20 protein-coding genes are annotated in these 23932 nt (G+C 65.4%); 13 read left to right on the top strand and 7 right to left on the bottom strand.

Annotation, left to right across the window (positions count from 1 at the left end; all coding sequences use genetic code 11):
- Positions 1 to 157: 157 nt before the first annotated feature.
- The 3 genes from tssK to tagH are packed head-to-tail and all read right to left on the bottom strand — an operon-like array spanning position 158 to position 3384.
- A complete protein-coding gene (tssK, locus tag HU772_RS01340; RefSeq protein ID WP_186653914.1) occupies positions 158 to 1492 on the bottom strand; it encodes a type VI secretion system baseplate subunit TssK in 1335 nt (444 codons plus the stop codon).
- Positions 1493 to 1508: 16 nt separating this feature from the next.
- A complete protein-coding gene (tssJ, locus tag HU772_RS01335; RefSeq protein ID WP_186653931.1) occupies positions 1509 to 2006 on the bottom strand; it encodes a type VI secretion system lipoprotein TssJ in 498 nt (165 codons plus the stop codon).
- Between the two features lie 49 nt (positions 2007 to 2055).
- Entirely contained in the window at positions 2056 to 3384 is a 1329-nt protein-coding gene (gene tagH / locus HU772_RS01330) for a type VI secretion system-associated FHA domain protein TagH (protein WP_186654170.1), read from the bottom strand.
- A gap of 397 nt (positions 3385 to 3781) precedes the next feature.
- Between tagH and tssA the strand changes: the two genes are divergently transcribed.
- The 12 genes from tssA to HU772_RS01270 all read left to right on the top strand — a co-directional run bounded on the left by tssA (position 3782) and on the right by HU772_RS01270 (position 18226).
- A complete protein-coding gene (gene tssA, locus HU772_RS01325) occupies positions 3782 to 4816 on the top strand; it encodes a type VI secretion system protein TssA (protein ID WP_186653941.1) in 1035 nt (344 codons plus the stop codon).
- 73 nt (positions 4817 to 4889) lie between these two features.
- Positions 4890 to 5405 (top strand): type VI secretion system contractile sheath small subunit, encoded by a 516-nt coding sequence (tssB, locus tag HU772_RS01320; RefSeq protein WP_134693245.1) that lies wholly within the window; start codon positions 4890 to 4892, stop codon positions 5403 to 5405.
- An 11-nt stretch (positions 5406 to 5416) separates the two neighbouring features.
- A complete protein-coding gene (gene tssC, locus HU772_RS01315; protein ID WP_186653950.1) occupies positions 5417 to 6910 on the top strand; it encodes a type VI secretion system contractile sheath large subunit in 1494 nt (497 codons plus the stop codon).
- Positions 6911 to 7016: 106 nt separating this feature from the next.
- Complete coding sequence (locus tag HU772_RS01310) at positions 7017 to 7505, top strand: Hcp family type VI secretion system effector (RefSeq protein WP_028689173.1); 489 nt, start codon at positions 7017 to 7019, stop codon at positions 7503 to 7505.
- Between the two features lie 72 nt (positions 7506 to 7577).
- On the top strand, positions 7578 to 8012 hold the full coding sequence (locus HU772_RS01305) for a type VI secretion system amidase effector protein Tae4 (protein WP_186653954.1): 435 nt from the start codon (positions 7578 to 7580) through the stop codon (positions 8010 to 8012).
- Positions 8009 to 8419 carry a hypothetical protein gene (locus HU772_RS01300; RefSeq protein ID WP_186653957.1) on the top strand — a complete coding sequence of 137 codons (411 nt, stop codon included), beginning with the start codon at positions 8009 to 8011 and terminating at the stop codon, positions 8417 to 8419. The genes HU772_RS01305 and HU772_RS01300 overlap by 4 nt, the downstream gene beginning before the upstream one ends.
- The gene (gene tssE, locus HU772_RS01295; protein WP_186653960.1) at positions 8413 to 8928 is read left to right on the top strand and encodes a type VI secretion system baseplate subunit TssE; all 516 of its coding nucleotides are present in this window, start codon (positions 8413 to 8415) and stop codon (positions 8926 to 8928) included. The genes HU772_RS01300 and tssE overlap by 7 nt, the downstream gene beginning before the upstream one ends.
- The gene (gene tssF, locus HU772_RS01290; protein ID WP_186653974.1) at positions 8925 to 10787 is read left to right on the top strand and encodes a type VI secretion system baseplate subunit TssF; all 1863 of its coding nucleotides are present in this window, start codon (positions 8925 to 8927) and stop codon (positions 10785 to 10787) included. Before tssE ends, tssF begins: the two co-directional genes overlap by 4 nt.
- A 14-nt stretch (positions 10788 to 10801) precedes the next feature.
- Positions 10802 to 11800, top strand: a complete 999-nt coding sequence (gene tssG / locus HU772_RS01285; RefSeq protein WP_189664880.1) for a type VI secretion system baseplate subunit TssG — start codon at positions 10802 to 10804, stop codon at positions 11798 to 11800.
- The gene (tssH, locus tag HU772_RS01280) at positions 11793 to 14468 is read left to right on the top strand and encodes a type VI secretion system ATPase TssH (RefSeq protein WP_186653987.1); all 2676 of its coding nucleotides are present in this window, start codon (positions 11793 to 11795) and stop codon (positions 14466 to 14468) included. The genes tssG and tssH overlap by 8 nt, the downstream gene beginning before the upstream one ends.
- 11 nt (positions 14469 to 14479) lie before the next feature.
- Positions 14480 to 16408, top strand: coding sequence for a type VI secretion system Vgr family protein (locus HU772_RS01275; protein ID WP_186653990.1), 1929 nt, complete (start codon positions 14480 to 14482; stop codon positions 16406 to 16408).
- A gap of 147 nt (positions 16409 to 16555) precedes the next feature.
- The gene (locus tag HU772_RS01270; RefSeq protein WP_186653993.1) at positions 16556 to 18226 is read left to right on the top strand and encodes an FMN-binding glutamate synthase family protein; all 1671 of its coding nucleotides are present in this window, start codon (positions 16556 to 16558) and stop codon (positions 18224 to 18226) included.
- A 30-nt stretch (positions 18227 to 18256) separates the two neighbouring features.
- On the opposite strand, the gene HU772_RS01265 is transcribed toward HU772_RS01270, so the two are convergent.
- Complete coding sequence (locus HU772_RS01265) at positions 18257 to 19564, bottom strand: OprD family porin (RefSeq protein WP_186653995.1); 1308 nt, start codon at positions 19562 to 19564, stop codon at positions 18257 to 18259.
- Positions 19565 to 20131: 567 nt separating this feature from the next.
- On the opposite strand from HU772_RS01265, the gene HU772_RS01260 reads away from it, so the two are divergent.
- On the top strand, positions 20132 to 22219 hold the full coding sequence (locus HU772_RS01260) for a TonB-dependent receptor (RefSeq protein WP_186653998.1): 2088 nt from the start codon (positions 20132 to 20134) through the stop codon (positions 22217 to 22219).
- On the opposite strand, the gene HU772_RS01255 is transcribed toward HU772_RS01260, so the two are convergent.
- From HU772_RS01255 to aguA, 3 genes are all read right to left on the bottom strand, one after another.
- Positions 22207 to 22344 (bottom strand): hypothetical protein, encoded by a 138-nt coding sequence (locus HU772_RS01255; protein ID WP_186654001.1) that lies wholly within the window; start codon positions 22342 to 22344, stop codon positions 22207 to 22209. The two genes, HU772_RS01260 and HU772_RS01255, sit on opposite strands and share 13 nt — an antisense overlap.
- A 20-nt stretch (positions 22345 to 22364) precedes the next feature.
- A complete protein-coding gene (locus HU772_RS01250; protein ID WP_186654003.1) occupies positions 22365 to 22562 on the bottom strand; it encodes a hypothetical protein in 198 nt (65 codons plus the stop codon).
- 183 nt (positions 22563 to 22745) lie between these two features.
- Entirely contained in the window at positions 22746 to 23852 is a 1107-nt protein-coding gene (gene aguA, locus HU772_RS01245) for an agmatine deiminase (RefSeq protein ID WP_186654006.1), read from the bottom strand.
- Positions 23853 to 23932: the final 80 nt, after the last annotated feature.

Raw genomic sequence — 23932 nt, 5'->3', positions numbered from 1 at the left:
GATGGGGGGTGGCCCTGTGATTCGAGTGCCCCTGTGGGAGCGGGCTTGCCCGCGAACACCGGCGCAGCCGGTGCCAAGCACCGAGTCGCCTGTTTCGCGGGCAAGCCCGCTCCCACAGAGTCCAGGTTGGGTCGAGTCGAACGACAAACATCACGATTTATCCCCGAATCGCCCAGAAGGCCAGGTTCAGGCCAGGGAACTCACCGGCGACATAGAAGGCGAAACCACCGGAATGCTGCAGCTGTTTCCAATGCTCACTGCCCCGATCGAGCTCAAAGTAGGTGGAGCCTGCGTGGAACGGAATCTGCCGTGGCGCCACCGGCAACGGCAGCAGGCCGATGCCCGGCAGTTGCAGGTTGACCAGGTCGCGAATGTGCTCCACCGAGCCGATCTTGCTCTGCTGGCCGAAACGGCTGCGCAGGGTCTCGCTGGGCACGTCGGCGCGCACCACCAGGATGAAGCTGGCGCTGTCCAGCAGGCTGCGATCGGCAAGCATGCCGACGTGGATGCCATAGGCCTTCTCGACCAGCGGGATGGCCACCGCCTTGCTGTCGATCAGCATCGACAAGGCTTCGCGCAGGGCGGCCATGACCGGGGCGAAAGTCGCGGCCAGGTCATCGTGCTGGTACACCGGGAAGGTTTCGGGGCGACGCCCGTCGCGGGTGAAGGTGGCGAACTCGCCGGCCAGCGCCACCAGCTCGCTGTACAACCGCTCAGGGTGCAGCGGCGTCAACTGGTCGAGGTGCTCGACCAGCGGCTGGGCGCGATTGACCAGTTGCAGCAGCATGAAGTCGGCAATCTCCGAGGCACCGCCGTTGGCCGAAGCCACTACGCGCCCAGCCAGGGCCTCGCCGCGCTGGTGCAGCAGGCCCAGCAACTCACCACGAAACCCCGAGAGGGTGTTGTTGGCAGTCACATCAAGCAGTGGCGGGATGTAGCTGTCATCCAGCACCAGGGCGCGGTCGGCACGCTTCTCGCGCACCCGCACCACGCCCAGCGCGGCGTAGTCGCCCAGGCCATCCTCGCCACGCAGCAGGCGCAGGGCGCGGCTGCCCAGGGCCAGGGGCGCGCGGTTCTCGAACGGGGCGTTGTCGTCACGCACTTCGCTGACACGGCTGACGTAGCGCGCGCCATCGAGCGGCTCGCCGTCGTCGACGGTGTCCCTGGCGCCGGCGCGTTTGAGCGGCAGGCCCAGGTAGATCACGCCGTCGCGCAGCGCATCGGGAACGTCCAGTGGCGGCGGCGGCAGGTCGTCACGGGGGATGTCGAACGGCGTGCCATCGGGCAACAGGCCACGGGCACTGAGGATCGCCAGCTTGCCCTGGGCCAGCAGGCCCTGGTCGATGAGCAGCTCGGAGAAACCCCAGGCGGCGGCGCTCAGCGGCCGGCTGCGGGTATCGACGAAGTGCTCCAGGTAGCGGTCGTGCTGCTGGAAGTGCTGGGTCGTGATGAACATCCCTTCCGACCAGACCACGCGATTGTTCCAGGACATGCAGTACTCCGATTGCCTAGCGGGCAGGCTCAGGTTGTGGGGTGGCCACGGCGCTGCGCACGGCGCGCACATCGAGGCTGATCTGATAATCGCGGGGCGGCACCGGCAGCACGCTGCGCCACTGGGCCTGGTCGATCTCGCGGTAGCCGACCACCAGGCCGACCTGGCGGGTGGCCGGGTCGAGCGGGCGCTCCAGGCGCAGTTGCTCGCCGGGCTGCAACAGCACTTCGTCCTGGTCGATCAGGTCGGCGGCGAGGGTCGCCGGGGCACGCTCGGCCAGGGCGAAATAGTCGGCGCGGGCAAACGCGGCACTGTTCTTCAGCTCGTAGATGCGCACCCGTACAGGCGCGGGCGTGCCGCTCGCGCCCGGGTTGAGCCCGGCGGCGGCGCTGAAGTACAGGGTGATGCCCGCAGTCCCGGCCTCGGTTGGGGCGCTGGCTTCGACCGGCGTGTCCTTGCTGCAGGCACTGAGCAGCACGATGGCCAGGGCTGCGATCAGTCTTGTTGCACTCATCCTCGTCCTCATGACGTATTCGGTTCTTCCTGGGTCCCGGGCGGTGGCCTCAGGGGCGTTGCATGCGTTGGCTGTGAGCCTGGTAGGCGCGGCTGAACTCGCGGCCGAACAGGTCCTGGAAATCGTCCTCGGCCTCGCGGGAAATCTGCTGGTACAGCGAGGTGAACTGCTGCCAGCAATGGGCCTGGCGCGAGCCGCCGAACAGCTTCGACAACCCGGCGGCAGGGGCCAGGCGCTCTTCCAGGCGCGCCGGCTCGAAACGCGCCAGCAGGTGCTTGAGCGCCGCCTCGACGCCGGCCATCACTGCCAGTTGGTGGGCGCGCAAATCGTCGAAGCTATCGCGCACCGCCTGGTCCGGGGCCATGAACGCCTGGCTGCCGTGACGCAGTAGCAACAGCAACGCCTCGTCGGCGTTGGGGGCGAATTTCAGTGGGTTGTTCTGCACCGGGGCGATGCTGGTCTGCTGCATGCGAAACTCGCCCTTGAGGCTACTGCGCGCACGCAGTACGTCGATCAAGCCCTCGACCATCAACCGGTAGCTACGGCCAATGGCCTCCATCTGCGCCGCGGCATCGGCGGCGTCGATACGCAGGTGCTCGATCCCGGCACCACGCAGGAAAGCCTGGAGCAAAGCGTCGTTATTGGCAGGCCGAGCCGGAGCCACCGGGGCCGGCGCAACAGGCGCGACCGGGGCCGAGACGGGCTCTGCAATGGCTTGTGGCGCAGGGGCAACCGGCGCGATTTGCGGTTCCGGAGCCGGCGTGTCATCAAACAGCGCCCAGTCGGCGGGAATCACCCCGGGGGCAGCTGGCGCGGCGACAGGCGTCGGCGGGCGGAAGTCGTGCTGCTGTGCTGGCACATGGTCCGGCTGGCTCACCGGCGGCACGCTGGCCGGGCCAAGAAAATCGAACAGATCCGGCAAGGTGTCGTGGTTGGACGCCCCTTGCAGGAAGGCCGCCGGCGCACCGGCGATGGGTGCGCTCGGCGCCGCCTGGTTGGCCATCAGCGCCTCGAAGCTGTGCGCCTCGGGCTGCCCGGCCAGCGGGATCGCCAGGCCGGCATCGATGCGCGCCTGGATCTCGTAATCGCCAATCCGAATAACTTCACCATCCATCAATGGCTCGCTGTTACCGCGGCGCAGGCGAATACCGGCGTGTACCAACTCCACGCCGTTGGTGCTGTTATCGGTCAGGTAATAGCGGCCATCCTTGAATTGGATTACACAATGTTTCGAAGATACAAGGCGCTCGGGATCGGGCAATACCCAATCGTTATCCGTGGCTCTTCCCACCGTAATGGCACCGGTTTCCAGCAACTTCTCCGGACATTGTCCTGGCGTGATCTTGTGGTAACTGGTGATGGTCAGGCAAAGTGCCATCATGCCTCCTTGCATATATATGAAACACTTATCCATCCATTTGAGTGGATGAACAAGCCCGACCAGGCAAACCAGCAGAAACCCCATAAATACTGGGTCCGCGCCGAAAAGCCGCATTCCGGAAGGTCGTATTAAACCCTATCGGCAAGGCACTTTGATGGCACCTGACCAATGGACACGAAGGCTTGCCAACTGGTTCACAGTCACCCTCTCGCGGCGCGTAGCTTACCTTGACAGCAATTTGGAAATAAACCATAAATGCGCAACTTGAGAGTGCCAAAGTGATATCACACTGATATCAACTTCGCATTCTTTGACAAGTTTGTGCGCCAGTTCACATTTGCAACTTGGTGTATACGAAGCCCGTGCCAAGGGCCGATATGGAGATCGAATTCTGGTGAACTCGCCGCTGCTGCTCGCCGCTATTTCCGCAGACTTCCCCTGTGGCGACGATCTCGAATACGACGCCGAATTCCTGCAACTGGAACGTGATGCCCAGGGCCGCCCCGAGCGTGTGATGGGCGACGCCGTACAGCCGGCCGAACCACCCCAGTGGCGCGCCATCGAGCAGTCCTGCGCCACCCTGCTGCAACGCAGCAAGGACCTGCGCATCACCCACTTCCTGGTCCAGGCCAACCTGGCCCTGCACGGCCTGCCGGGCCTGGCCGCCAGCCTCGAGCTGATTCGCGACCTGCTGGGCGAATACTGGCTGTACCTGCACCCGCAACTGGACGCCGCCGACGACAACGACCCCACCGTGCGGGTCAACGCCTTGGCCGGTCTCACCTGCGACACCAACATCGCCCTGCTGCGCGACGCCGTGCTGGTGCGCTCCCGCGCCTTCGGCCCGGTGACCCTGCGCGCCGCCCTGCATGCCGCCGGGGTACAGCACTTCGCCAGCGAGCAGCTGAGCGCCGAGGAACTCGCCGCCGCCCTGCGTGACGCCGACCCCGAGCAGCTCGCGCAATGTCGCCAGGCCCTGCAACTGGCCCGCGAGGCGCTGGACACCATCGAAAACCGGGTCAACGACCAGGTCGGCTCGGCCAGCGGCGTCGACCTGTCAGCCCTGCGCCAGCCGCTACGCCAGGTCCAGCAGGTGCTGGCCGACTACAGCCCGGATGGCGCGATGCCGAGCGAGGCCGACGCCGAGCAGCCGACAGCGAACACTGACGAAGACCAGCCGCCCGTGACCAGCGCTGCCACGCCGCGTCCAGCCGCGCGCCCCGGCGAAGTGAACAGCCGCGAGGACGTGCTGCAGAGCCTGGAGCGCCTGCTCCAGTACTACGCCCGCCACGAGCCTTCGAGCCCGTTGCCGGTACTGCTGCGCCGGGCGAAAAACCTGGTCAACGCCGACTTCGCGACCATCGTCCGCGACCTGATCCCCGACGGGATGTCGCAATTCGAGAATCTGCGTGGCCCGGAACACGACTGACGTCGCTCCGGCCGCCTAAACACCGACGCCCGCAACAAACAGAGCCGCCGTACCGGCGACCAGGAGGAACAACGTGGCGAAAGACAGCTCCCAGAAATTCATCGCGCGCAACCGTGCGCCGCGGGTACAGATCGAATACGACGTCGAGCTGTATGGCGCCGAGAAGAAGGTCCAGCTGCCCTTCGTCATGGGCGTGCTCTCCGACCTCGCCGGCAAGCCTGCCGAGCCGCTGCCGGCAGTGGCCGACCGCAAGTTCCTGGAAGTCGATGTCGACAACTTCGACTCGCGCCTGAAGGCCATGAAGCCACGCGTGGCATTCAACGTGCCCAACGAGCTGACCGGTGAAGGCAACCTGAGCCTGGACATCACCTTCGAGAGCATGGACGACTTCAGCCCCGCCGCCGTGGCGCGCAAGGTCGATGCCCTCAACCAGCTGCTCGAGGCCCGCACCCAACTGGCCAACCTGCTGACCTACATGGACGGCAAGACCGGCGCCGAGGACATCATCCTCAAGGCCATCAAGGACCCGGCCCTGCTCCAGGCCCTGGCCAGCGCGCCGAAACCCGCCGACACCGAGCCGAAGGCCTGAGGAGACCGACCATGAACGATCCGTTGCGCGACAGCCAGGCCCCGCAGGCGGCCACCCAGGACCCGAGCGAATTCGCCAGCCTGCTGCTGCAGGAATTCAAGCCCAAGACCGAACGGGCCAAGGAAGCCGTGGAAAGCGCCGTGCGCACCCTGGCCGAGCAGGCCCTGGCGCAGACCAACCTGGTGTCCAACGATGCCATCGGTTCGATCGAGCAGATCATTGCCGCGATCGACGCCAAGCTCACCGCCCAGGTCAACCAGATCATCCACCACGACGACTTCCAGAAGCTGGAAAGCGCCTGGCGCGGCCTGCACTACCTGGTCAACAACACCGAGAGCGACGAGCAACTGAAGATCCGCGTGCTCAACATCTCGAAGAACGACCTGCACAAGACCCTGAAGAAGTTCAAGGGCACCGCCTGGGACCAGAGCCCGATCTTCAAGAAGCTCTACGAAGAGGAATACGGCCAGTTCGGCGGCGAGCCTTACGGCTGCCTGGTGGGCGACTACTACTTCGACCAGTCGCCACCCGATGTCGAACTGCTGGGCGAAGTCTCCAAGGTCTGCGCCTCGATGCACGCGCCGTTCATCTCCGCCGCCTCGCCGACGGTGATGGGCATGGGCTCGTGGCAGGAGCTGTCCAACCCGCGCGACCTGACCAAGATCTTCACCACCCCGGAATACGCCGGCTGGCGCTCGCTGCGCGAATCGGAAGACTCGCGCTACATCGGCCTGACCATGCCGCGCTTCCTGGCACGCCTGCCCTACGGCGCCAAGACCGATCCGGTCGAGGCCTTCGCCTTCGAGGAAGACACCGACGGCGCCGACAGCAGCAAGTACACCTGGGCCAACGCCGCCTATGCCATGGCCGTGAACATCAACCGTTCGTTCAAGCACTACGGCTGGTGCTCGCGCATCCGCGGCGTGGAATCGGGCGGTGAAGTGCAAGGCCTGCCGGCACACACCTTCCCCACCGACGACGGTGGCGTGGACATGAAGTGCCCGACCGAGATCGCCATCTCCGACCGCCGCGAGGCGGAACTGGCGAAGAATGGTTTCATGCCACTGCTGCACAAGAAGAACACCGACTTCGCCGCCTTCATCGGCGCGCAGTCGCTGCAGAAGCCGGCCGAATACGATGACCCGGACGCCACCGCCAACGCCAACCTGGCCGCGCGCCTGCCGTACCTGTTCGCCACCTGCCGCTTCGCCCATTACCTGAAGTGCATCGTTCGCGACAAGATCGGCTCGTTCAAGGAAAAGGACGAGATGCAGCGCTGGCTGCAGGACTGGATCCTCAACTACGTCGACGGCGACCCGGCGCACTCCACCGAGACCACCAAGGCCCAGCACCCGCTGGCGGCCGCCGAAGTGGTGGTCGAGGACGTCGAAGGCAACCCGGGTTACTACAACTCGCGCTTCTACCTGCGCCCGCACTACCAGCTCGAAGGGCTGACCGTGTCGCTGCGCCTGGTGTCGAAGCTGCCTTCGGCCAAAGGGGCCTGACAGCACAGGGGCGCCACACATCCCCTGTGGGAGCGGGCTTGCCCGCGAAAGGGCCGCGACGCGGCCCCCATAGCACCGCCAACCGACTGGAAATCCCGAGGACATCATGGCTGTAGATATTTTCATCAAGATCGGCGACATCAAGGGCGAGTCCCACGACAAGGCCCACAAGGACGAAATCGACGTGCTCAACTGGAGCTGGGGCATGTCCCAGTCCGGCAACATGCACATGGGCAGCGGCGGCGGCTCGGGCAAGGTCAACATCCAGGACCTGTCGATCACCAAGTACATCGACAAGTCCAGCCCCAACCTGATGGCGCACTGCTCCAGCGGCAAGCACATCGACAAGGTCAAGCTGACCGTGCGCAAAGCCGGTGGCGAGAGCCAGGTCGAGTACCTGATCATCAACCTCGAAGAAGTGATCGTCAGTTCGCTGAGCACCGGTGGCTCGGGTAGCGACGACCGCCTGACCGAGAACGTGACCCTGAACTTCGCCAAGGTCACCGTCGACTACCAGCCGCAGAAAGCCGACGGCACCAAGGAAGGCGGCCCGATCAAGTACGGCTGGAACATCCGCTCCAACGTCAAGATCTGACCGACCGCGCCCGTGCCGCCCCAGGCAGCGCGGGCGCCCTTCCCCACGCCTCACCCGCCCACGGTGAACATCATGGCCAAGCCTTCTTTCATCAACTTGTGGAATGCCTATCCGAAAGTGTCCTCGCCCTGCGATGGTCCGTGGGACAACCAGTGCGCCATCCGCATGAGCATCGCGCTCAACGGCGAGATGAGCCTCAAGGTCAACAAATCCACCTACACCGAACCCAAGTGCACCCATGGCCATGCCCGTAGCGCCGAATCCCTGGCCAACTGGCTGGAGCGCCAGCTGGGACGCCCGCAGCGCATCGGCGGCAGCGCCCAGGAGCGCGACAAGCTCAAGGCCAAGACCGGGATCATCTTCTACAAGGACTGCTTCGCCCGCACCGGGCAAAGCCAGGAAAACCGCACGGGTGACCATATCGACCTGTGGAACCGCGGCCTGACCAAGGGCTTCTCCGATCAGAATTACCAGTCGAAACAGGTCTGGTTCTGGGAGCTGACATGAAGCGCGTGGCCCTGGCCGGCGCCCTGCTGCTGGCCCTGAGCGCCTGCGCCGACGCCGAACTGCTGAACCAGGCGAACCTGGGCGGGCAGCCGGTGAAGCTGACCGAGAATGCCGGGCAGTGCGTGCTCGATCGCGGCGAACAGCGCCTGGCGCTGGACATGCCATGGCCCTGCGGCCTGAGCCCCGACCGCGCCGGCAAGGCCCGGGTCGAGCAGTTCGGCGGTATGTCGATCGTGCTGGTGACCCATGTGCAGCCACACCCGACGCTCAAGGGCGAATGCCTGAAGACCTCCCGCGCCGTGCGCCTCACCCCGGCCGGCCTGGAAGCCTCCACGCCGGCGCCGAGCGCGTCCTGCGACACCGGCTTCGAAGACCAGAAAATGTTCACAGGGATGTTCCAGTGGTAGCCGAAATCGCCACCCGCGACCGCCTGCAGCCTTCGCTGCTGGACCGTCTGACCGACGACGACCCGGGCAACCCGCAGGAAGCCCCCGACAAGCGCGTGCTCAGCCTGCACCAGCTCAAGGCCTCGGTGCTGCGCGACCTGGCCTGGCTGCTCAACACCACCTCGCTGCTCGACAGCGTTGACACCCTGAACACCCATGCCGGCGCCTCGGTGGTCAACTACGGCCTGCCGGCGCTGGCCGGCAACAGCGCCTCGAACATCGACCTGAGCGCCCTGGAGCGCATCATCCACCAGGCCATCGCCACCTACGAGCCACGCATTCTCGCCCACACCCTCAAGGTGCGCGCCCAGGCCGCCCCCGGCGAGATGAACGCCAACGCCCTGAGCTTCGAGATCGAAGGCGACCTGTGGGCCCAGCCGGCGGCCCTGCCGTTGCTGCTGCAGACCGACGTCGACCTGGAATCCGGCCATGTCCGCGTGGCACCCGCCGAGCGCCGGAGACGCACATGAACCCGCGCCTGCTCGAACTGTACAACCAGGAACTGCAGCACATCCGCGAGGGTGCCGCCGAGTTCGCCAAGGAATACCCGAAGATCGCCGGGCGCCTGACGCTGTCCGGAATCGAATGCGCCGACCCTTATGTCGAGCGCCTGCTCGAAGGTTTCGCCTACCTCACCGCGCGGGTGCAGCTTAAACTCGACGCCGAGTACCCGACCTTCACCCACAACCTGCTGGAAATCGCCTACCCGCACTACCTGGCGCCGACCCCATCGATGACCGTGGTGCAGTTGCAGACCGACCCCGACGAAGGCTCGCTGGCCGCCGGTTTTCGCCTGCCGCGCGACAGCGTGCTGCGCGCCAACCTCGGGCGCAACTCACAAACGCCATGCGAATTTCGCAGCACCCAGGACGTCACCCTGTGGCCCTTGCAGGTGGCCCGCGCCGAATACTTCGGCAACCCCGGCGCCGTGCTCGGGCGCCTGGCCGCCAGCGAGCCCAAGGCCCGCGCCGGCTTGCGCCTGACCCTGCGCAGCGGCGCCGAGATCCCGTTCGCCAGCCTGCCGCTGAGCCACCTGCCGCTGTACCTCAACGGAGCCGACGAAACCCCGTTCCGCCTCTACGAGCAACTGCTGGGCAGTGCCTGCGCAGTATTCGTGCGCCAGCCCGGCGCCGAGTGGGTCGAACGCATCCCGGTCGAGCAAGCCTTGTTGCCGTGCGGCTTCGATGATCGCGAAGCGGCGCTGCCGGTGGTGCCCCAGGCGTTCCAGGGCTATCGCCTGCTGCAGGAGTACTTCGCCCTGCCGCAACGCTTCCTGTTCGTCGACTTCGCCGGGCTTGAGCGTGCCGTGCAACGCTGCAATGGCCAGGAATTGGAAATCGTGGTGCTGTTCGAGCGTTTCGAGCAGAGCCTGGAGAGCAGCATTGGCGCCAGCCAGTTCGTGCCGTTCTGCACCCCGGCGATCAACCTGTTCCCGCGCCGGGTCGACCGCATCCACCTGAGCGACCGGGTGCATGAGCACCATGTGATCGCCGACCGCACCCGGCCCACCGATTTCGAGATCCATTCGCTGCAACAGGTCGCCGGCCACGGCACCGGGCCGGACCAGGCATTCCTGCCGTTCTATGCCGTGCGCGACCCATCGCGTTATGGCCGCGACCAGGCTTATTACATCGTTCGTCGCGAGCCACGGGTGCTGTCCAGCGAGCAGCGGCGCAACGGCACGCGCTCAAGCTACATGGGCAGCGAGACCTTTATCAGCCTGGTCGACGGCCAGCAGGCGCCCTACCGCCACGACCTGCGCCAGCTGGGCATCAGCGCGCTGTGCAGCAACCGCGACCTGCCACTGTTCATGAATGTCGGCGACGGGCGCAGTGACTTCAGCCTGGCCGACAGCGCCCCGGTCGCCGCCGTGCGCTGCCTGGCCGGCCCCAGCCGCCCCAAGGCCAGCCATGCCCACGACAACCGCGCCTGGCGGTTGATCAGCCAGCTGTCGCTGAACTACCTGTCGCTGGCCGAACAGGGCCAGGGCGCCGCCGCCCTGCGCGAGCTGCTGCGCCTGTATGGCGACCCGCAGGACAGTGCCCTGCTGCTGCAGATCGACGGCCTGCGCGAAGTCAGCTGCAAGCCCTGCACCCGACGCCTGCCGATGCCCGGGCCGATCGTCTTCGGCCGTGGCCTGGAGATCACCCTGACCTTCGACGAGAACGCCTTCCGCGGTACCGGGGTATTCCTACTGGGCGCGGTATTCGAACGCTTCCTGACCCGCTACGTGTCGATCAACAGCTTCACCGAAACCGTGCTGCGCACCAGCGAACGTGGCGAGATCATGCGCTGGAACGCCAAGCCCGGACGTAGGCCGACCCTGTGAACACGCTACAGGCCATGCAGGCCGAGCCCTGGGCCTACGACTTCTTCCAGGCGCTGCGCCGCCTCGAGGCAGAAAACCCGGAGCTGCCGCGCTTCGGCCACTCACTACGCCTGGCCGACGAGCCGGTGCGCCTGGGTCAGCGCCTGGACTGCGGTTTCGCCCCGGCGACCCTGGCCTCGGTCACCACCGGCGACGATCAGCCAGCGCGCCTGGAGCAGTTCTTCTTCGGCCTCGGCGGCCCCAACGGCCCGCTGCCGTTGCACCTGACCGAGTACATGCGCGAGCGCCAGCGCAACCACGCCGACCCGACCAGCAAGCGCTTTCTCGACACCTTCCACCACCGTCTGCTGAGCCTGTTCTACCGCGCCTGGGCCGAGGCCAGGCCCACGGTCAGCCACGATCGCCCGGGCGATGACTACTGGGCCGCGCGCTTGGCCGCGCTAAGTGGTCGCGGCCAGCCGGAACTGCAAGGCCAGGGGCCGCTGGCCGACACCGCCAAGCTGCACTGGTCCGGCCACCTGGCCGCGCAGACCCGCTACCCCGATGGCCTGTGCAGCATCCTGGCGGGCTACTTCGGCGTGCCGGTGAAGCTCGAAGAGTACGTCGGCCAGTGGCTCGAACTGCCCGAGCGCAGCCAGCTCGGCGTGCGCGCCAACCGCCTGGGCGTGGACCTGTGCCTGGGCCGCTATGTGTGGGACCGCCAGCACAAGTTCCGCCTGTGCCTCGGCCCGCTGACCCTCGACCAGTACCACGCCCTGCTCCCGGGCGGCCAGGCGTTCGTCGAGCTTGCCGCCTGGGTCGCCGAGTACCTCGGCCAGGAGCTGGACTGGGACCTCAACCTCATCCTGGCGCAGGGCGAAGTGCCCGCGCTGCAACTCAACGCCGGTCAACGCCTGGGGTTCGACACCTGGCTCGGCCGGCCATCGCACGATGCACGCGACCTGAAGCTGGCCCGGTACTACGCCGAGCAGCCGGTCGTCGCCCCCCTCACAAGGAGTCAGGACCATGGGTGAAATCAGCCGCGCCGCGCTGTTCGGCAAACTCAACAGCGTCGCCTACAAGGCCATCGAGGCCGCCACGGTGTTCTGCAAGCTGCGGGGCAACCCCTATGTCGAACTGGCGCACTGGCTGCACCAGCTGCTGCAACTGCAAGACAGCGACCTGCACCGCATCGTGCGCCAGTTCAACGTCGAGCCGGCACGCCTGGCCCGCGACCTGACCGACGCCCTCGACCGCCTGCCGCGCGGCTCGACCTCGATCACCGACCTGTCCTCGCAAGTGGAAGAAGCCGTCGAGCGTGGCTGGGTCTACGGCAGCCTGATGTTCGGTGAAAGCCAGGTGCGCACCGGCTACCTGCTGGTCGGCATCCTCAAGACACCGAGCCTGCGCAATGCCCTGCTGGGGCTTTCCGGCGAGTTCGCCAAGCTGAAGATCGAGGCCTTGAGCGAGCGTTTCGACGATTACGTCGGCGACTCGCCGGAGAACAACCTGGCCGCCAGCGACGGCTTCAGCGCCGCCGCCCCGGGCGAGGCCAGCGGCGCCGTGGCCCCGGCGGCGATGGGCAAGCAGGAGGCGCTCAAGCGCTTCACCGTCGACCTCACCGAGCAGGCCCGCAGTGGCAAGCTCGACCCTATCGTCGGCCGTGACGAAGAGATCCGCCAGCTGGTCGACATCCTCATGCGCCGTCGGCAGAACAACCCGATCCTCACCGGCGAAGCCGGCGTGGGCAAGACCGCCGTGGTCGAAGGGTTCGCCCTGCGCATCGTCGCCGGCGACGTGCCACCGGCGCTCAAGGACGTCGAGCTGCGCAGCCTGGACGTCGGCCTGCTGCAGGCCGGCGCCAGCATGAAGGGCGAATTCGAACAACGCCTGCGCCAGGTGATCGAGGACGTACAGGCCTCGCCCAAGCCGATCATCCTGTTCATCGACGAAGCCCACACCCTGGTCGGTGCCGGTGGCGCCGCCGGCACTGGTGACGCCGCCAACCTGCTCAAGCCGGCCCTGGCCCGTGGCAGCCTGCGCACGGTGGCCGCGACTACCTGGGCCGAATACAAGAAGCACATCGAGAAAGACCCAGCCCTGACCCGCCGTTTCCAGGTGGTGCAAGTGGACGAGCCGAGCGAAGCCAAGGCGTTGCTGATGATGCGCGGCGTGGCCTCGACCATGGAAAAACACCACCAGGTGCAGATCCTCGACGAGGCGCTGGAAGCCGCGGTGAAGCTGTCGCACCGCTACATCCCGGCGCGCCAGTTGCCGGACAAGTCGGTGAGCCTGCTCGACACCGCCTGCGCCCGCGTCGCCATCAGCCTGCACGCGGTGCCGGCCGAGGTGGACGACAGCCGTCGGCGCATCGAGGCACTGGAAGTCGAATTGCAGATCATTGCCCGCGAAGCCGCCATCGGCGTCAACACCGCGCAACGCCAAGCCCAGGCCGATAACCTGCTGGCTGAGGAACGCGAGCGCCTGACCGGCCTGGAAATCCGCTGGGCCGAGGAGAAAGCCCTGGTCGACCAACTGCTGGCCACCCGCGCGCAACTGCGCGAGCAAGTGGGCGTGGTCGACCAGGAAGTAGACATGCAGGGCAGCCATGAACTGCGCGAGAAGCTCGTCGACCTGCAACAGCGCCTCACCGCCCTGCAAGGCGAGAGCCCGCTGATCCTGCCAACCGTGGACTACCAGGCGGTGGCCTCGGTGGTCGCCGACTGGACCGGCATCCCGGTGGGGCGCATGGCGCGCAACGAGATCGAGACCGTGCTCAACCTCGACAGCCACCTGGCCAAGCGCATCATCGGCCAGGACCACGCGCTGAAAATGATCGCCAAGCGCATCCAAACCTCCCGCGCTGGCCTGGACAACCCGAACAAGCCGATCGGCGTGTTCATGCTCGCCGGCACCTCCGGCGTGGGCAAGACCGAGACTGCCCTGGCCCTGGCCGAAGCCATGTACGGCGGTGAACAGAACCTGATCACCATCAACATGAGCGAGTTCCAGGAAGCCCACACCGTCTCCACCCTCAAGGGCGCCCCACCCGGCTACGTTGGCTACGGCGAGGGCGGCGTGCTGACCGAAGCGGTGCGCCGTCGCCCGTACAGCGTGGTGCTGCTGGACGAGGTGGAAAAAGCCCACCCCGATGTGCACGAGATCTTCTTCCAGGTGTTCGACAAGGGCGTGATGGAAGACGGCGAGGGCCGCCAGATCGATTTTCGCAACACCCTGATCCTGCTCACCACCAACGCCGGCACCGAGCTGATCGCCGACATCTGCAAGGACCCACAAGCACTACCCGACCCGGAAGCCGTGGCCACCTCGCTGCGCAAACCGCTGCTGGAGATCTTCCCGCCGGCGCTGCTCGGCCGCCTGGTGACCATCCCCTACTACCCGCTCAGCGATGCCATGCTCAAGGCCATCACCCGCCTGCAGCTTGAGCGTATCCGCAAGCGCGTGGAGGGCACCCACAAGGTTGGTTTCGCCTACGATGACGGCGTGGTCGAGCTGATCGTCTCGCGCTGCACCGAGACCGAAAGCGGTGGCCGCATGATCGACGCCATTCTCACCAACGGCCTGCTGCCGGACATGAGCCGCGAGTTCCTCACTCGGCTGCTCGAAGGCAAGCCGCTGGCCAGCGTCAGCATCAGCCGCCGCGACAACGACTTGCACTATGACTTCGGCGCCGCCGACTGACAGGACCGACCATGCTGTTCAAGCAGTTCACGCGCCTGGCGCAGATCAACAGCCCCCTGGGGCCGGACAAGCTGATCCTTGCCGAGATGGGCGGCAGCGAAGAGCTAGGCCGCCTGTTCGACTTCGAGCTGCAGCTGACCAGCGACGATCCGGCCATCGACCTCAACCAGTTGCTGGGCAAGCCGATGAGCCTGAGCGTGCAGCAGAGCGTCGGCAGTTCACGGCACTTCCATGGCATCGTCGCGCGCTGCAGCCAGTCGGTGGACCAGGGCCAGTTCGCCGCCTACCGGGTCACCCTGCGCCCGTGGCTGTGGCTGCTGACCCGCACCAGCGACTGCCGGATCTTCCAGCACCTGAGCGCGCCGCAGATCATCAAGCAGGTGTTCCGTGACCTGGGCTTCTCGGATTTCGAGGACGCCCTGAGCCGCAACTACCGCGAGCGCGAATACTGCGTGCAGTACCGCGAGACCAGCTTCGACTTCGTCAGCCGGCTGATGGAGGAAGAAGGCATCTACTACTTCTTCCGCCATGAACAGGAACGCCACGTGCTGGTGCTCGCCGACGCCTATGGCGCGCACCAGAAGGTGCCCGGCTACGAGACCGTGCCCTACTACCCACCGGACGGCCAGCACCGCGAGCGCGACCATATCAACGACTGGCACCTGGCCCAGGAAGTCCAGCCAGGCTCGCTGGAACTCAACGACTACGACTTCCAGCGCCCCAGCGCGCGCATCGACGTGCGCTCGGCAATGCCGCGCCCGCACCAGTCCGGCGACTACCCGCTGTACGACTATCCGGGTGCCTACGAGCAGACCCAGGACGGCGAGCACTACGCGCGCACCCGTCTGGAGTCGTTGCAGAGCCTGCACGAACGGGTCGAGCTGCGCGGCAACGCGCGCGGCCTGGGCAGTGGCCACCTGTTCAGCCTGAGCAACTTCAGCCGCCAGGACCAGAACCGCGAGTACCTGATCGTCGCGGCCCGCTACTACGTGCACCAGGAGCGCCTGGAGAGCGGCGGCGGCGGCGGCGCGGCGCAGTTCGAGAGCAACCTCAGCTGCATCGATGCCCAGCAAAGCTACCGCCCGGTGGGCAGCACCCTGCGGCCGATCGTCAAGGGCCCGCAGACTGCCGTGGTGGTCGGCCCTTCCGGCGAGGAGATCTGGACCGACCAGTACGGCCGGGTCAAGGTGCACTTCCACTGGGACCGCCACGACCAGTCCAACGAGAACAGCTCGTGCTGGATCCGCGTATCGCAAGCCACGGCGGGCAAGAACTGGGGTTCGATCCAGGTGCCGCGTATTGGCCAGGAAGTGATCGTCAGCTTCCTCGAAGGCGACCCCGACCGGCCGATCATCACCGGGCGTGTGTACAACGCCGAACAGACCGTGCCCTACGACCTGCCCGGCAGCGCCACGCAAAGCGGCATGAAGAGCCGCTCGAGCAAGGGCGGCAGCCCGGCCAACTTCAATGAAATCCGCATGGAGGACAAGAAGGGCGCCGAACAGCTGTACGTGCATGCCGAGCGCAACATGGACAGCGTGGTGGAGCAGAACCAGACACTCTCCGTGGGCATCAGCCGGGTCAAGACCGTGGGCATGATCGAGACCGTGACCATCGGCCAGGACCGCCTGCGTTCGGTGCGCCAGCGCGACATCCTGCTGGTCGGTGGCGACAAGCGCGACAGTGTGCACGGCAACTACGTGATGGATGCCGGCGACCAGATCCGCCTGGTCTGTGGCGACAGCGTGATCGAGCTGAAGTCCGACGGCACCATCAATATCAGCTGCACCCAGTTCAACATCCATGCGACGGCCGACGGCATCATCAACACCGATGGCAAGCTCGACCTGAACCTGGGCGGCGGTCCGCAGGCCAAGGCCTCGGGGCAGGGCGACAAGGGCGAGATCGACGGGCGGGTGAAGCAGGTGTTCAAGCAATAGCGCCCCGCGTGCCCTGTCGACCCGGCAGGGCGCGGTGGGCCGGGCACGCTCGCTGCACCGCGAGTAATAGTCTTTTACCGATTGCCCAGGTTTTCCATCACGTGGCTTTGCCTATCCTAGGCCGGTCAACCTGCTTGCGATGGCCCCATGAAAGACTCGCTTCCCAGCCGTTACGCCTGCCTGGCCCTGTGCCTGCTGTTCACCCTCGTCAGCCTGCCCTTTCTCTCTCAGCACAGCTGGCTCTGGCCATTCACACTGGCCTGCGCCCTGCTTAGCCTGGTCGGCCTCAACGACCTGCGCCAGACCCACCACGCCGTGCGCCGCAACTACCCGATCCTGGGCAATATCCGCTACCTGATCGAGACCATCCGCCCGGAGATCCGCCAGTACCTGATCGAGGGCGACGACGACAAGCTGCCGTTCTCCCGCGCCCAGCGCTCGCTGGTCTACGCCCGGGCCAAGAACGAAAGCGCCGAGAAGGCCTTCGGCACGCTCAACGACGCCTACAAGCCCGGCTTCGAATTCATCAGCCACTCGATGCTGCCAGTGCAGATGCCCGACCCTGGGTCGTTGCGCATCCGCATCGGCGGGCCACAGTGCACCCAGCCGTATTCGGCGTCGATCTTCAACATCTCGGCGATGAGCTTCGGCGCCCTCAGTGCCAACGCCATCGCCGCGCTGAACAAGGGCGCGCGCCTGGGCCGCTTCGCCCATGACACCGGCGAAGGCAGTATCAGCCCCTATCACCGTGAGCACGGCGGCGACCTGATTTGGGAAATCGGCAGCGGCTACTTCGGCTGCCGCACCGAGGACGGTCGCTTCGACCCTGAACGCTTCGCCGCCCAGGCCCGCGATGCCCAGGTGAAGATGATCGAGGTCAAGCTCAGCCAGGGAGCCAAGCCGGGCCATGGCGGCATCCTCCCCGGGCACAAGGTCAGTGCCGAGATTGCCGCGACCCGCGGCGTGCGCGAAGGCGAGGACTGCATCTCGCCGGCGGCGCACAGCGCCTTCCGCACGCCGGTGGAGCTGCTGCAATTCATCGCCCGGCTGCGCGAGCTGTCTGGCGGCAAGCCAGTGGGCTTCAAGTTCTGCCTGGGTCATCCGTGGGAGTTCATGGGCATCGCCAAGGCCATGCTGGCCACCGGCATCACCCCGGACTTCATCGTCGTCGACGGCAAGGAAGGCGGCACCGGCGCCGCGCCCCGGGAGTTCTCCGACAACATCGGCGTGCCATTGCGCGAGGGCTTGATGTTCGTGCACAACACCCTGGTCGGGCTGAACCTGCGCGAGCGCATACGGATTGGCGCGGCGGGCAAGCTGGTCAGCGCCTTCGACATCGCCTGCGTGCTGGCCATCGGCGCCGACTGGGTGAACTCGGCGCGCGGCTTCATGTTCGCCATCGGCTGCATCCAGTCGCAAAGCTGCCACACCAACAAATGCCCGACCGGCGTGGCCACCCAGGATCCATTGCGCCAACGCGCGCTGGTGGTGCCGGAGAAGGCCGAGCGGGTCGCCAGCTTCCACCGCAACACCTTGCATGCCCTGGCCGAAATACTCGCCGCCGCCGGCCTTGACCACCCCGCGGAGCTCAAGCCCAAGCACCTGGTGCGACGCATCAGCTCCAGCGAAATCAGCCTGTTCTCGCAGTTGCACACCTTCCTCAAACCCGGCGAACTGCTCAGCGGCGCGATCACCAGCGAGTTCTACGCGCGGATGTGGCGGATGGCGCGCAGTGACAGCTTTGCGCCAGAGACCGGCGAGGTGGACGTGACGCCAGCAGCGGCGGCCCCACGCCGGAAAGAAACAGCCCCGGCATAGGCCGGGGCTGTGGCTGACGCGGGATCAGGATCAGAAGATGCTGATCGGGTACTCGACGAATACGCGGACTTCGTTGCCGTCGTCGTTGTAGCCGTTCTGCTGGACAGCATTGTTGGTGCGCAGGAACGAGCCACGCAGCTTGACCGACAGGTCCTTGGCCGGGCCTTCCTGGACGACGTAGCGCAGCTGGTTGAAGATCTCGCGCTCCTTGCCTTCGCCGAAGCCGTGGGTGTTGATGTTGTCACCACGCACGTAGGCGATCTTGTAGGTCAGGCCAGGTACGCCGAAGGCGCCGAAGTCCAGGCCGTAGCCGATCTGCCAGGAGCGCTCGTCCTCGGCGTTGAAGTCGGACCAGTAGGAGTTGGCCAGGTAGATGGTCGAACCACCGTCACCGAAGCCGCCGTTACGCTGGTAGCCACCGTAGTTGTAGCCGGTGTCGCCGGTGCTGCGCTGGTGGGCGATGGTCACCGAGTGCGGGCCGAAGGCGTAGGTCGCCGCCAGGCTCCAGATGGTGTTGTCGCGATCGCCTTCCGGCATGTCCCACTTGGTGATGAACTTCTTGTCCAGCTTGGACTTGTAGCCGTTGAAGTCCAGGGTCAGGGACTGGTCAGCCGCGATCGGGTAGACGTAGTTCATGCCCAGGTAGTGCTTCTTCATCACGTCTTCGTTGTCGGCGGTGTACAGCGACGCGGTGAAGTTGTCAGTGAACTTGTAGCTGCCGCCCAGGACGTTGATCGACTTCAAGCGACCGCTGTCGTGGCCTTGGGCGCTCTTCTGCACTTCGCTGGTGAAGCGACCGGCGTTCAGCTCCAGGCCCTTGATCTCCTTGGAAGTGATCAGGGTGCCGCTGTAGCTTTCTGGCAGCAGGCGCGAATCGTCGTACTGCAGCACTGGCAGGGCCGGCATCTGGTCACCGTACTTGAGCACGGTGTTGGAAACGCGGAACTTGATCGCCGCGCCAGCGCGGGACAGGTCGTTGGCCGCGTCGCTGCGCTCACGCGCATTGAGCGTGTTTTCGCGCTTGAAGAAGTCGATGCCGCCACCACCGTTGCGGCCCTTGCCACCATCCAGGCGCACGGCGTACAGCGCGAACGCGTCGACGCCCACACCGACGGTGCCTTGGGTGAAACCGGAGGAGAAGTTGCCGATGAAGGCCTGGCCCCATTGCGACTGGTCGTTGACGTGGTGCTTCTTGTCGCGGTTGATAAAGGCGTTGCGCAGCAGGACGTTGGCGTGGCTGTCCTCGATGAAGCCCTTGCTTTCGGCCTGGTCATTGGCCTGTGCCTGGGTCGCGGCGATCATCGCCAGGGCGACCAGGCTGATCCTGGTTTTCAACATGTTATTTTCCTTATTGAGTATTCAAAAACGCTCTGCATTAGAACGCCAGGAACCAACGCCCCTTCGTAGGTTCGACGCTATGCGGATCCAAGCCGAAAAGCCCGTCAACAGCTCTGCAACGAGCCTTGCAGCCGCATGGCCAAGTCATGGCCAGCAGGCGTAGACGCCGAATCCTAGCCTTGCCTGCTTATACATGTCAAAAAATCGTGAATTGCAGGTTGATATAACCAAAAATTAGGTCGGCGCTGGTGCATTTCCATGCATATCTGCCGTGGGTCAGCGCAAATTTGTCTCTTTTATGGAAAGCCGGCGACAAACGTACAACTGTCATATAAATCGCGCGCGGTTGGCCCCTTCGCTGGCAAGGTCGGCTCCTGCAAAAAGGCCTGCATCACGCAGTAGGAGCCGGCCTGCCCGGCGAATAGGCGATCACGTAAAAACAATCCAATTGGATGTTACAAATTGATACATTTGTAAAGACAAGCCTTTACAAATAGCCAAGCAATAGTAAATAGCAAGCATTACCATTCGCGCCCAATTTCTCACTAGCTAATCCGGACGCCCGTAATGCTCGCCCCCTGCCGCCTTTCGCCCCTGACCCTGGGCCTGTCGCTGCTGTGCAGCGCAGGCCTGGCCAGCGCCACCACCACCCTGTCGGAAACCGCGATCACCGCCGACAGCACTCGCGAGGAGGACAACCCGCGCGTGCGCGAAGTGACCACGGCCACCCGCACCTCGACCCCGGCCCGCTACGTGCCCCAGGCCATCGACTCGGTGAAGACCCGCAGCGTGCTGGACTACGGCAGCAGCAACCTGGGCAAGGCACTCGAAGGCATCCCCAACGTCAGCAGCAGCGCCGACACCCGCTTCGACAGCCTGCGCATCCGCGGTTTCGACGCCAGCAACGACTTCTACCTGGACGGCGTGCGCGACGACAGCCAGTACACCCGCGACCTGCACAACATCGAGCGGGTCGAAGTACTCAAGGGCCCGGGGGCGGTGCTGTATGGCCGTGGCAGCCAGGGTGGCATCATCAACCGGGTGAGCAAGGCCCCGGAACACGGCCGCCGCTCGACCGTCGAGGCCCAGGGCGGCAGCCAGGACCTGCGCAGCCTGTACGCCGACCTCAGCGCCGACCCCAGCGACACCCTGAGCCTGCGCCTGAACCTGGGCAACGAGGACAAGAACAGCTTCCGCGACGGCATCGATGGCAATCACCGCCAGTTGTTCGCGCCGTCCATGAGCTGGCAGTTGAACCCCGACCTGAACTGGCTGGTGCAATACGAGTACAGCCGCTACAACCGCACCCCGGACCGCGGTATCCCGGGCAACCCACTGACCGGACGCCCCGCCGACGTCAGCCGCAAGACCACCTATGGCGATACCCAGCGCGACTACATCGACGACCGCGCGCAATCGCTGCGCTCGCGGTTGAACTACGACCTCAACGACCAGTGGCAACTGCGTCATACCTTCAGCCTGTTCAAGCTGGAGAGCGATTTCGACAATACCTACCTGACCGGCTACACCCCCTCGACCGGCCTGGTCGCGCGCCAACGCTGGCAGCAGGACCTGAGCACCCGCAACCTGTACAACACCGTCGAACTCGAAGGCCATGTGCAGACCTACGGCCTGGAGCACACCCTGCTGGTGGGCCTGGAAGTGGGCGAGCAACGCCGCCATTCGCGCCTCGACCAGGGCGTCGGCGTGACCTCGGCGCCGATTGGCGGCTCCACCGCGCGCAATCAGCACAATGGCGCGATGAAGCTGTTCAGCAACAACGTGACCAACGTCGACAGCACCGGCCTGTACCTGCAGGACCAGATTCGCCTGAACGATGAATGGCAAGTGCTGGCGGGCGTGCGTTTCGATCGCTTCGAGGTGGACACCACCAGCAAGGTCTCAGGCGTCCAGGAAAAGCAGGACAGCACCAGCACCAGCCCGCGCCTGGGCGTGGTCTACACACCATGGAAGGACCATTCGTTCTATGCCTCCTGGAGCAAGTCGTTCGCGCCGATTGGCGGCGGGCTGATCGGCCTGTCGCCGGGCACCAAAGGCAACGCCAACCAGACCGATCCAGAGCTGACTCGGCAAAAAGAGATCGGCGTGAAAAGCGAGTGGTTCGACGAGCGCCTGAGCACCACGCTCGCGGTCTACGAAATTGAACTGTACAACCGCCGCCAGGAAGACCCGCTCAACAAGGGTACCTACCTGCTGACCGGGCTGCAGCGCTCGCGCGGTATCGAACTGACCGCCACCGGCAACGTGGTCGGCAACTGGTACGTGCGCGGCGGCCTCGGCTTGCAGGATGCCACCATCGTCAAGGACGACAACGGCAACGAGGGCAAGCGCATCAACGACGTGGCCAAGCGCAACGCCAGCCTGTTCGTGACCTGGAAGCCAGAGCTGGGCTGGTACGCCGAGACCGGCCTGACCCTGGTCGGCGATCGCTACGCCGACAACGCCAACACCATCGTGCTGCCTGGTTATGGCCGCTGGGATGCCCTAGCGGGCTACCGCACCCACGACTGGGACGTGCGCGCGGCGCTGAGCAACATCACCGACAAGACCTACTACAGCTCGGCCACCAGTGGTTCGCAGATTCAGTTTGGCGACCCGCGCAGCCTGGTGGTCACGGGCAGCTACACCTTCTGATCGGCTGAAAACCTGTAGGGGCGGCCTTGTGCCGCGAAAGGGCCGGGCGATTTCCTAAAGTGGCCATCGGTCATTTGATGAACCACAAACGAAAACGCCACCGCTTGCGCGGTGGCGTTGTTCATTGCAACGGGATCCTTCCCGGTCAGTGCCACACAGCCAGCAGAGCCTCGAGCTCGGCATCGCTGATCAGGCCCTGTGGGTATCGCCCGTCCAGCAGGCGTCGTGGGTCGGTCGTCCTGACCCGGTTGCTTCCATGGTGTTTCAACCACTGCGCCAACATCTTGAGCGACTGGTGATTCACTGCCAGTGGGCGCAAAGCCGACTCACTTGCTGCATTCATTTCAACACGCACTCCCTGGGGCCGTGAGCGGCTAACTTACGTAAGGTTTGTGACAGAAAGGTGTGCCTCTCTTCTCCCTGAAACACCGCAAAGCCAATACAAGAGCTATGCCATTTCCCCTTGCCGACGGTCGTCGCCCACAAAAAAGCCCGTCATCGGACGGGCTTTTGGCTACCAGGTGAATCAGCGCTTGAACGGCGCCGGCTGCTGCTGGGTGAGGCAGTGGATATTGCCACCGCCGAGCAGCAGTTCACGGCCCGGGATCATCACCACTTCGTGGTCCGGGAAGACCTTGGCCAGGATCGCTCTGGCCTGGGCATCGGCCGGGTCGTCGAAGCTCGGGGCGATGATGCCGCCATTGACGATCAGGAAGTTCACGTAGGAACCGGCCAGGCGCACCGAAGGGTCGCGCTCCTGGCTACCGACCACCTGGTCGACACCGTCGCACTCGGCTTGGGTGGCGTACAGCGGCCCCGGAATCGGCATCTTGTGCACCACGAACTCACGGCCCTTGGCGTCGCGGCTGTTTTTCAGCACCTCATAGGCGGCGTGGCAGCGCGCATAGTTGGGGTCCTGGGGATCATCGGTCCAGGCCAGTAACACTTCGCCGGGGCTTACGTAACAGCAGAAGTTGTCGACGTGGCCGTCGGTCTCGTCGTTGTACAGGCCATCGGGCAGCCAGACGATGGTCTCCACCGCCAGGTGCTCGCGCAGGATGTCCTCGATCTGCTCGCGGTTCAGGTGCGGGTTGCGGTTGCGATTGAGCAGGCATTCCTCGGTGGTGATCAGGGTGCCTTCGCCGTCGACATGGATCGAGCCGCCCTCGAGCACGAAGCCTTCGGTGTGGTAGCGCTGCACGCGCTCCATCTCCATGACCTTGGCCGCCAGTTCTTCATCGCGGTTCCACGGCGCGTAAAGGCCACCGTCGAAGCCGCCCCAGGCGTTGAAGCCCCAGTCCACGCCCCGCACCTCGCCCTGGTCGTTGATCACGAAGGTCGGGCCGGTGTCACGCACCCAGGCGTCGTCGTTGCTGATCTCGACCACGCGGATGTTGGGCAGGTCGAGCTGACGGCGAGCATTCTCGTACTGCCCGGCGGAGACCGCCACGGTCACCGGCTCGAAGCGGGCAATGGCCTTGGCCAGGGTGACATGGGCAGCCTGCGCCGGCTTGCCACCCAGGCGCCAGTTGTCCGGGCGCTCGGGCCAGACCATCCATACCTGGGTCTGCGGGGCCCATTCGGCGGGCATGTGGAAGCCGTCGGCGCGGGGGGTCGAGTTGAGCGTCTTCATCGGTAACCTCTGCGAAGCCCGGAGCCAGCGGCGCCAGGTCGGTGAGCGGAAAAGGTGCAGGCCGCCAGTATAGGCGGCAG

Origin of the sequence: Pseudomonas xantholysinigenes (assembly GCF_014268885.2) — a bacterium.
Taxonomy (GTDB): Bacteria; Pseudomonadota; Gammaproteobacteria; order Pseudomonadales; family Pseudomonadaceae; genus Aquipseudomonas; species Aquipseudomonas xantholysinigenes.
The sequence above is the reverse complement of the archived record's forward strand: the minus strand, read 5'-3'. Positions and strand labels throughout refer to the sequence as shown.

Coding starts and splice junctions, on each gene's coding strand:
- tssC (WP_186653950.1), top strand. CDS start 5,417: ATGAACGATCCGTTGCGCGACAGCCAGGCCCCGCAGGCGGCCACCCAG.
- tagH (WP_186654170.1), bottom strand. CDS start 3,384: ATGGCACTTTGCCTGACCATCACCAGTTACCACAAGATCACGCCAGGA.
- HU772_RS01270 (WP_186653993.1), top strand. CDS start 16,556: ATGAAAGACTCGCTTCCCAGCCGTTACGCCTGCCTGGCCCTGTGCCTG.
- tssJ (WP_186653931.1), bottom strand. CDS start 2,006: ATGAGTGCAACAAGACTGATCGCAGCCCTGGCCATCGTGCTGCTCAGT.
- HU772_RS01250 (WP_186654003.1), bottom strand. CDS start 22,562: ATGAATGCAGCAAGTGAGTCGGCTTTGCGCCCACTGGCAGTGAATCAC.
- HU772_RS01310 (WP_028689173.1), top strand. CDS start 7,017: ATGGCTGTAGATATTTTCATCAAGATCGGCGACATCAAGGGCGAGTCC.
- HU772_RS01305 (WP_186653954.1), top strand. CDS start 7,578: ATGGCCAAGCCTTCTTTCATCAACTTGTGGAATGCCTATCCGAAAGTG.
- tssH (WP_186653987.1), top strand. CDS start 11,793: ATGGGTGAAATCAGCCGCGCCGCGCTGTTCGGCAAACTCAACAGCGTC.
- HU772_RS01265 (WP_186653995.1), bottom strand. CDS start 19,564: ATGTTGAAAACCAGGATCAGCCTGGTCGCCCTGGCGATGATCGCCGCG.
- tssK (WP_186653914.1), bottom strand. CDS start 1,492: ATGTCCTGGAACAATCGCGTGGTCTGGTCGGAAGGGATGTTCATCACG.
- tssF (WP_186653974.1), top strand. CDS start 8,925: ATGAACCCGCGCCTGCTCGAACTGTACAACCAGGAACTGCAGCACATC.
- tssG (WP_189664880.1), top strand. CDS start 10,802: ATGCAGGCCGAGCCCTGGGCCTACGACTTCTTCCAGGCGCTGCGCCGC.
- HU772_RS01300 (WP_186653957.1), top strand. CDS start 8,009: ATGAAGCGCGTGGCCCTGGCCGGCGCCCTGCTGCTGGCCCTGAGCGCC.
- HU772_RS01275 (WP_186653990.1), top strand. CDS start 14,480: ATGCTGTTCAAGCAGTTCACGCGCCTGGCGCAGATCAACAGCCCCCTG.
- HU772_RS01260 (WP_186653998.1), top strand. CDS start 20,132: ATGCTCGCCCCCTGCCGCCTTTCGCCCCTGACCCTGGGCCTGTCGCTG.
- aguA (WP_186654006.1), bottom strand. CDS start 23,852: ATGAAGACGCTCAACTCGACCCCCCGCGCCGACGGCTTCCACATGCCC.
- HU772_RS01255 (WP_186654001.1), bottom strand. CDS start 22,344: ATGAACAACGCCACCGCGCAAGCGGTGGCGTTTTCGTTTGTGGTTCAT.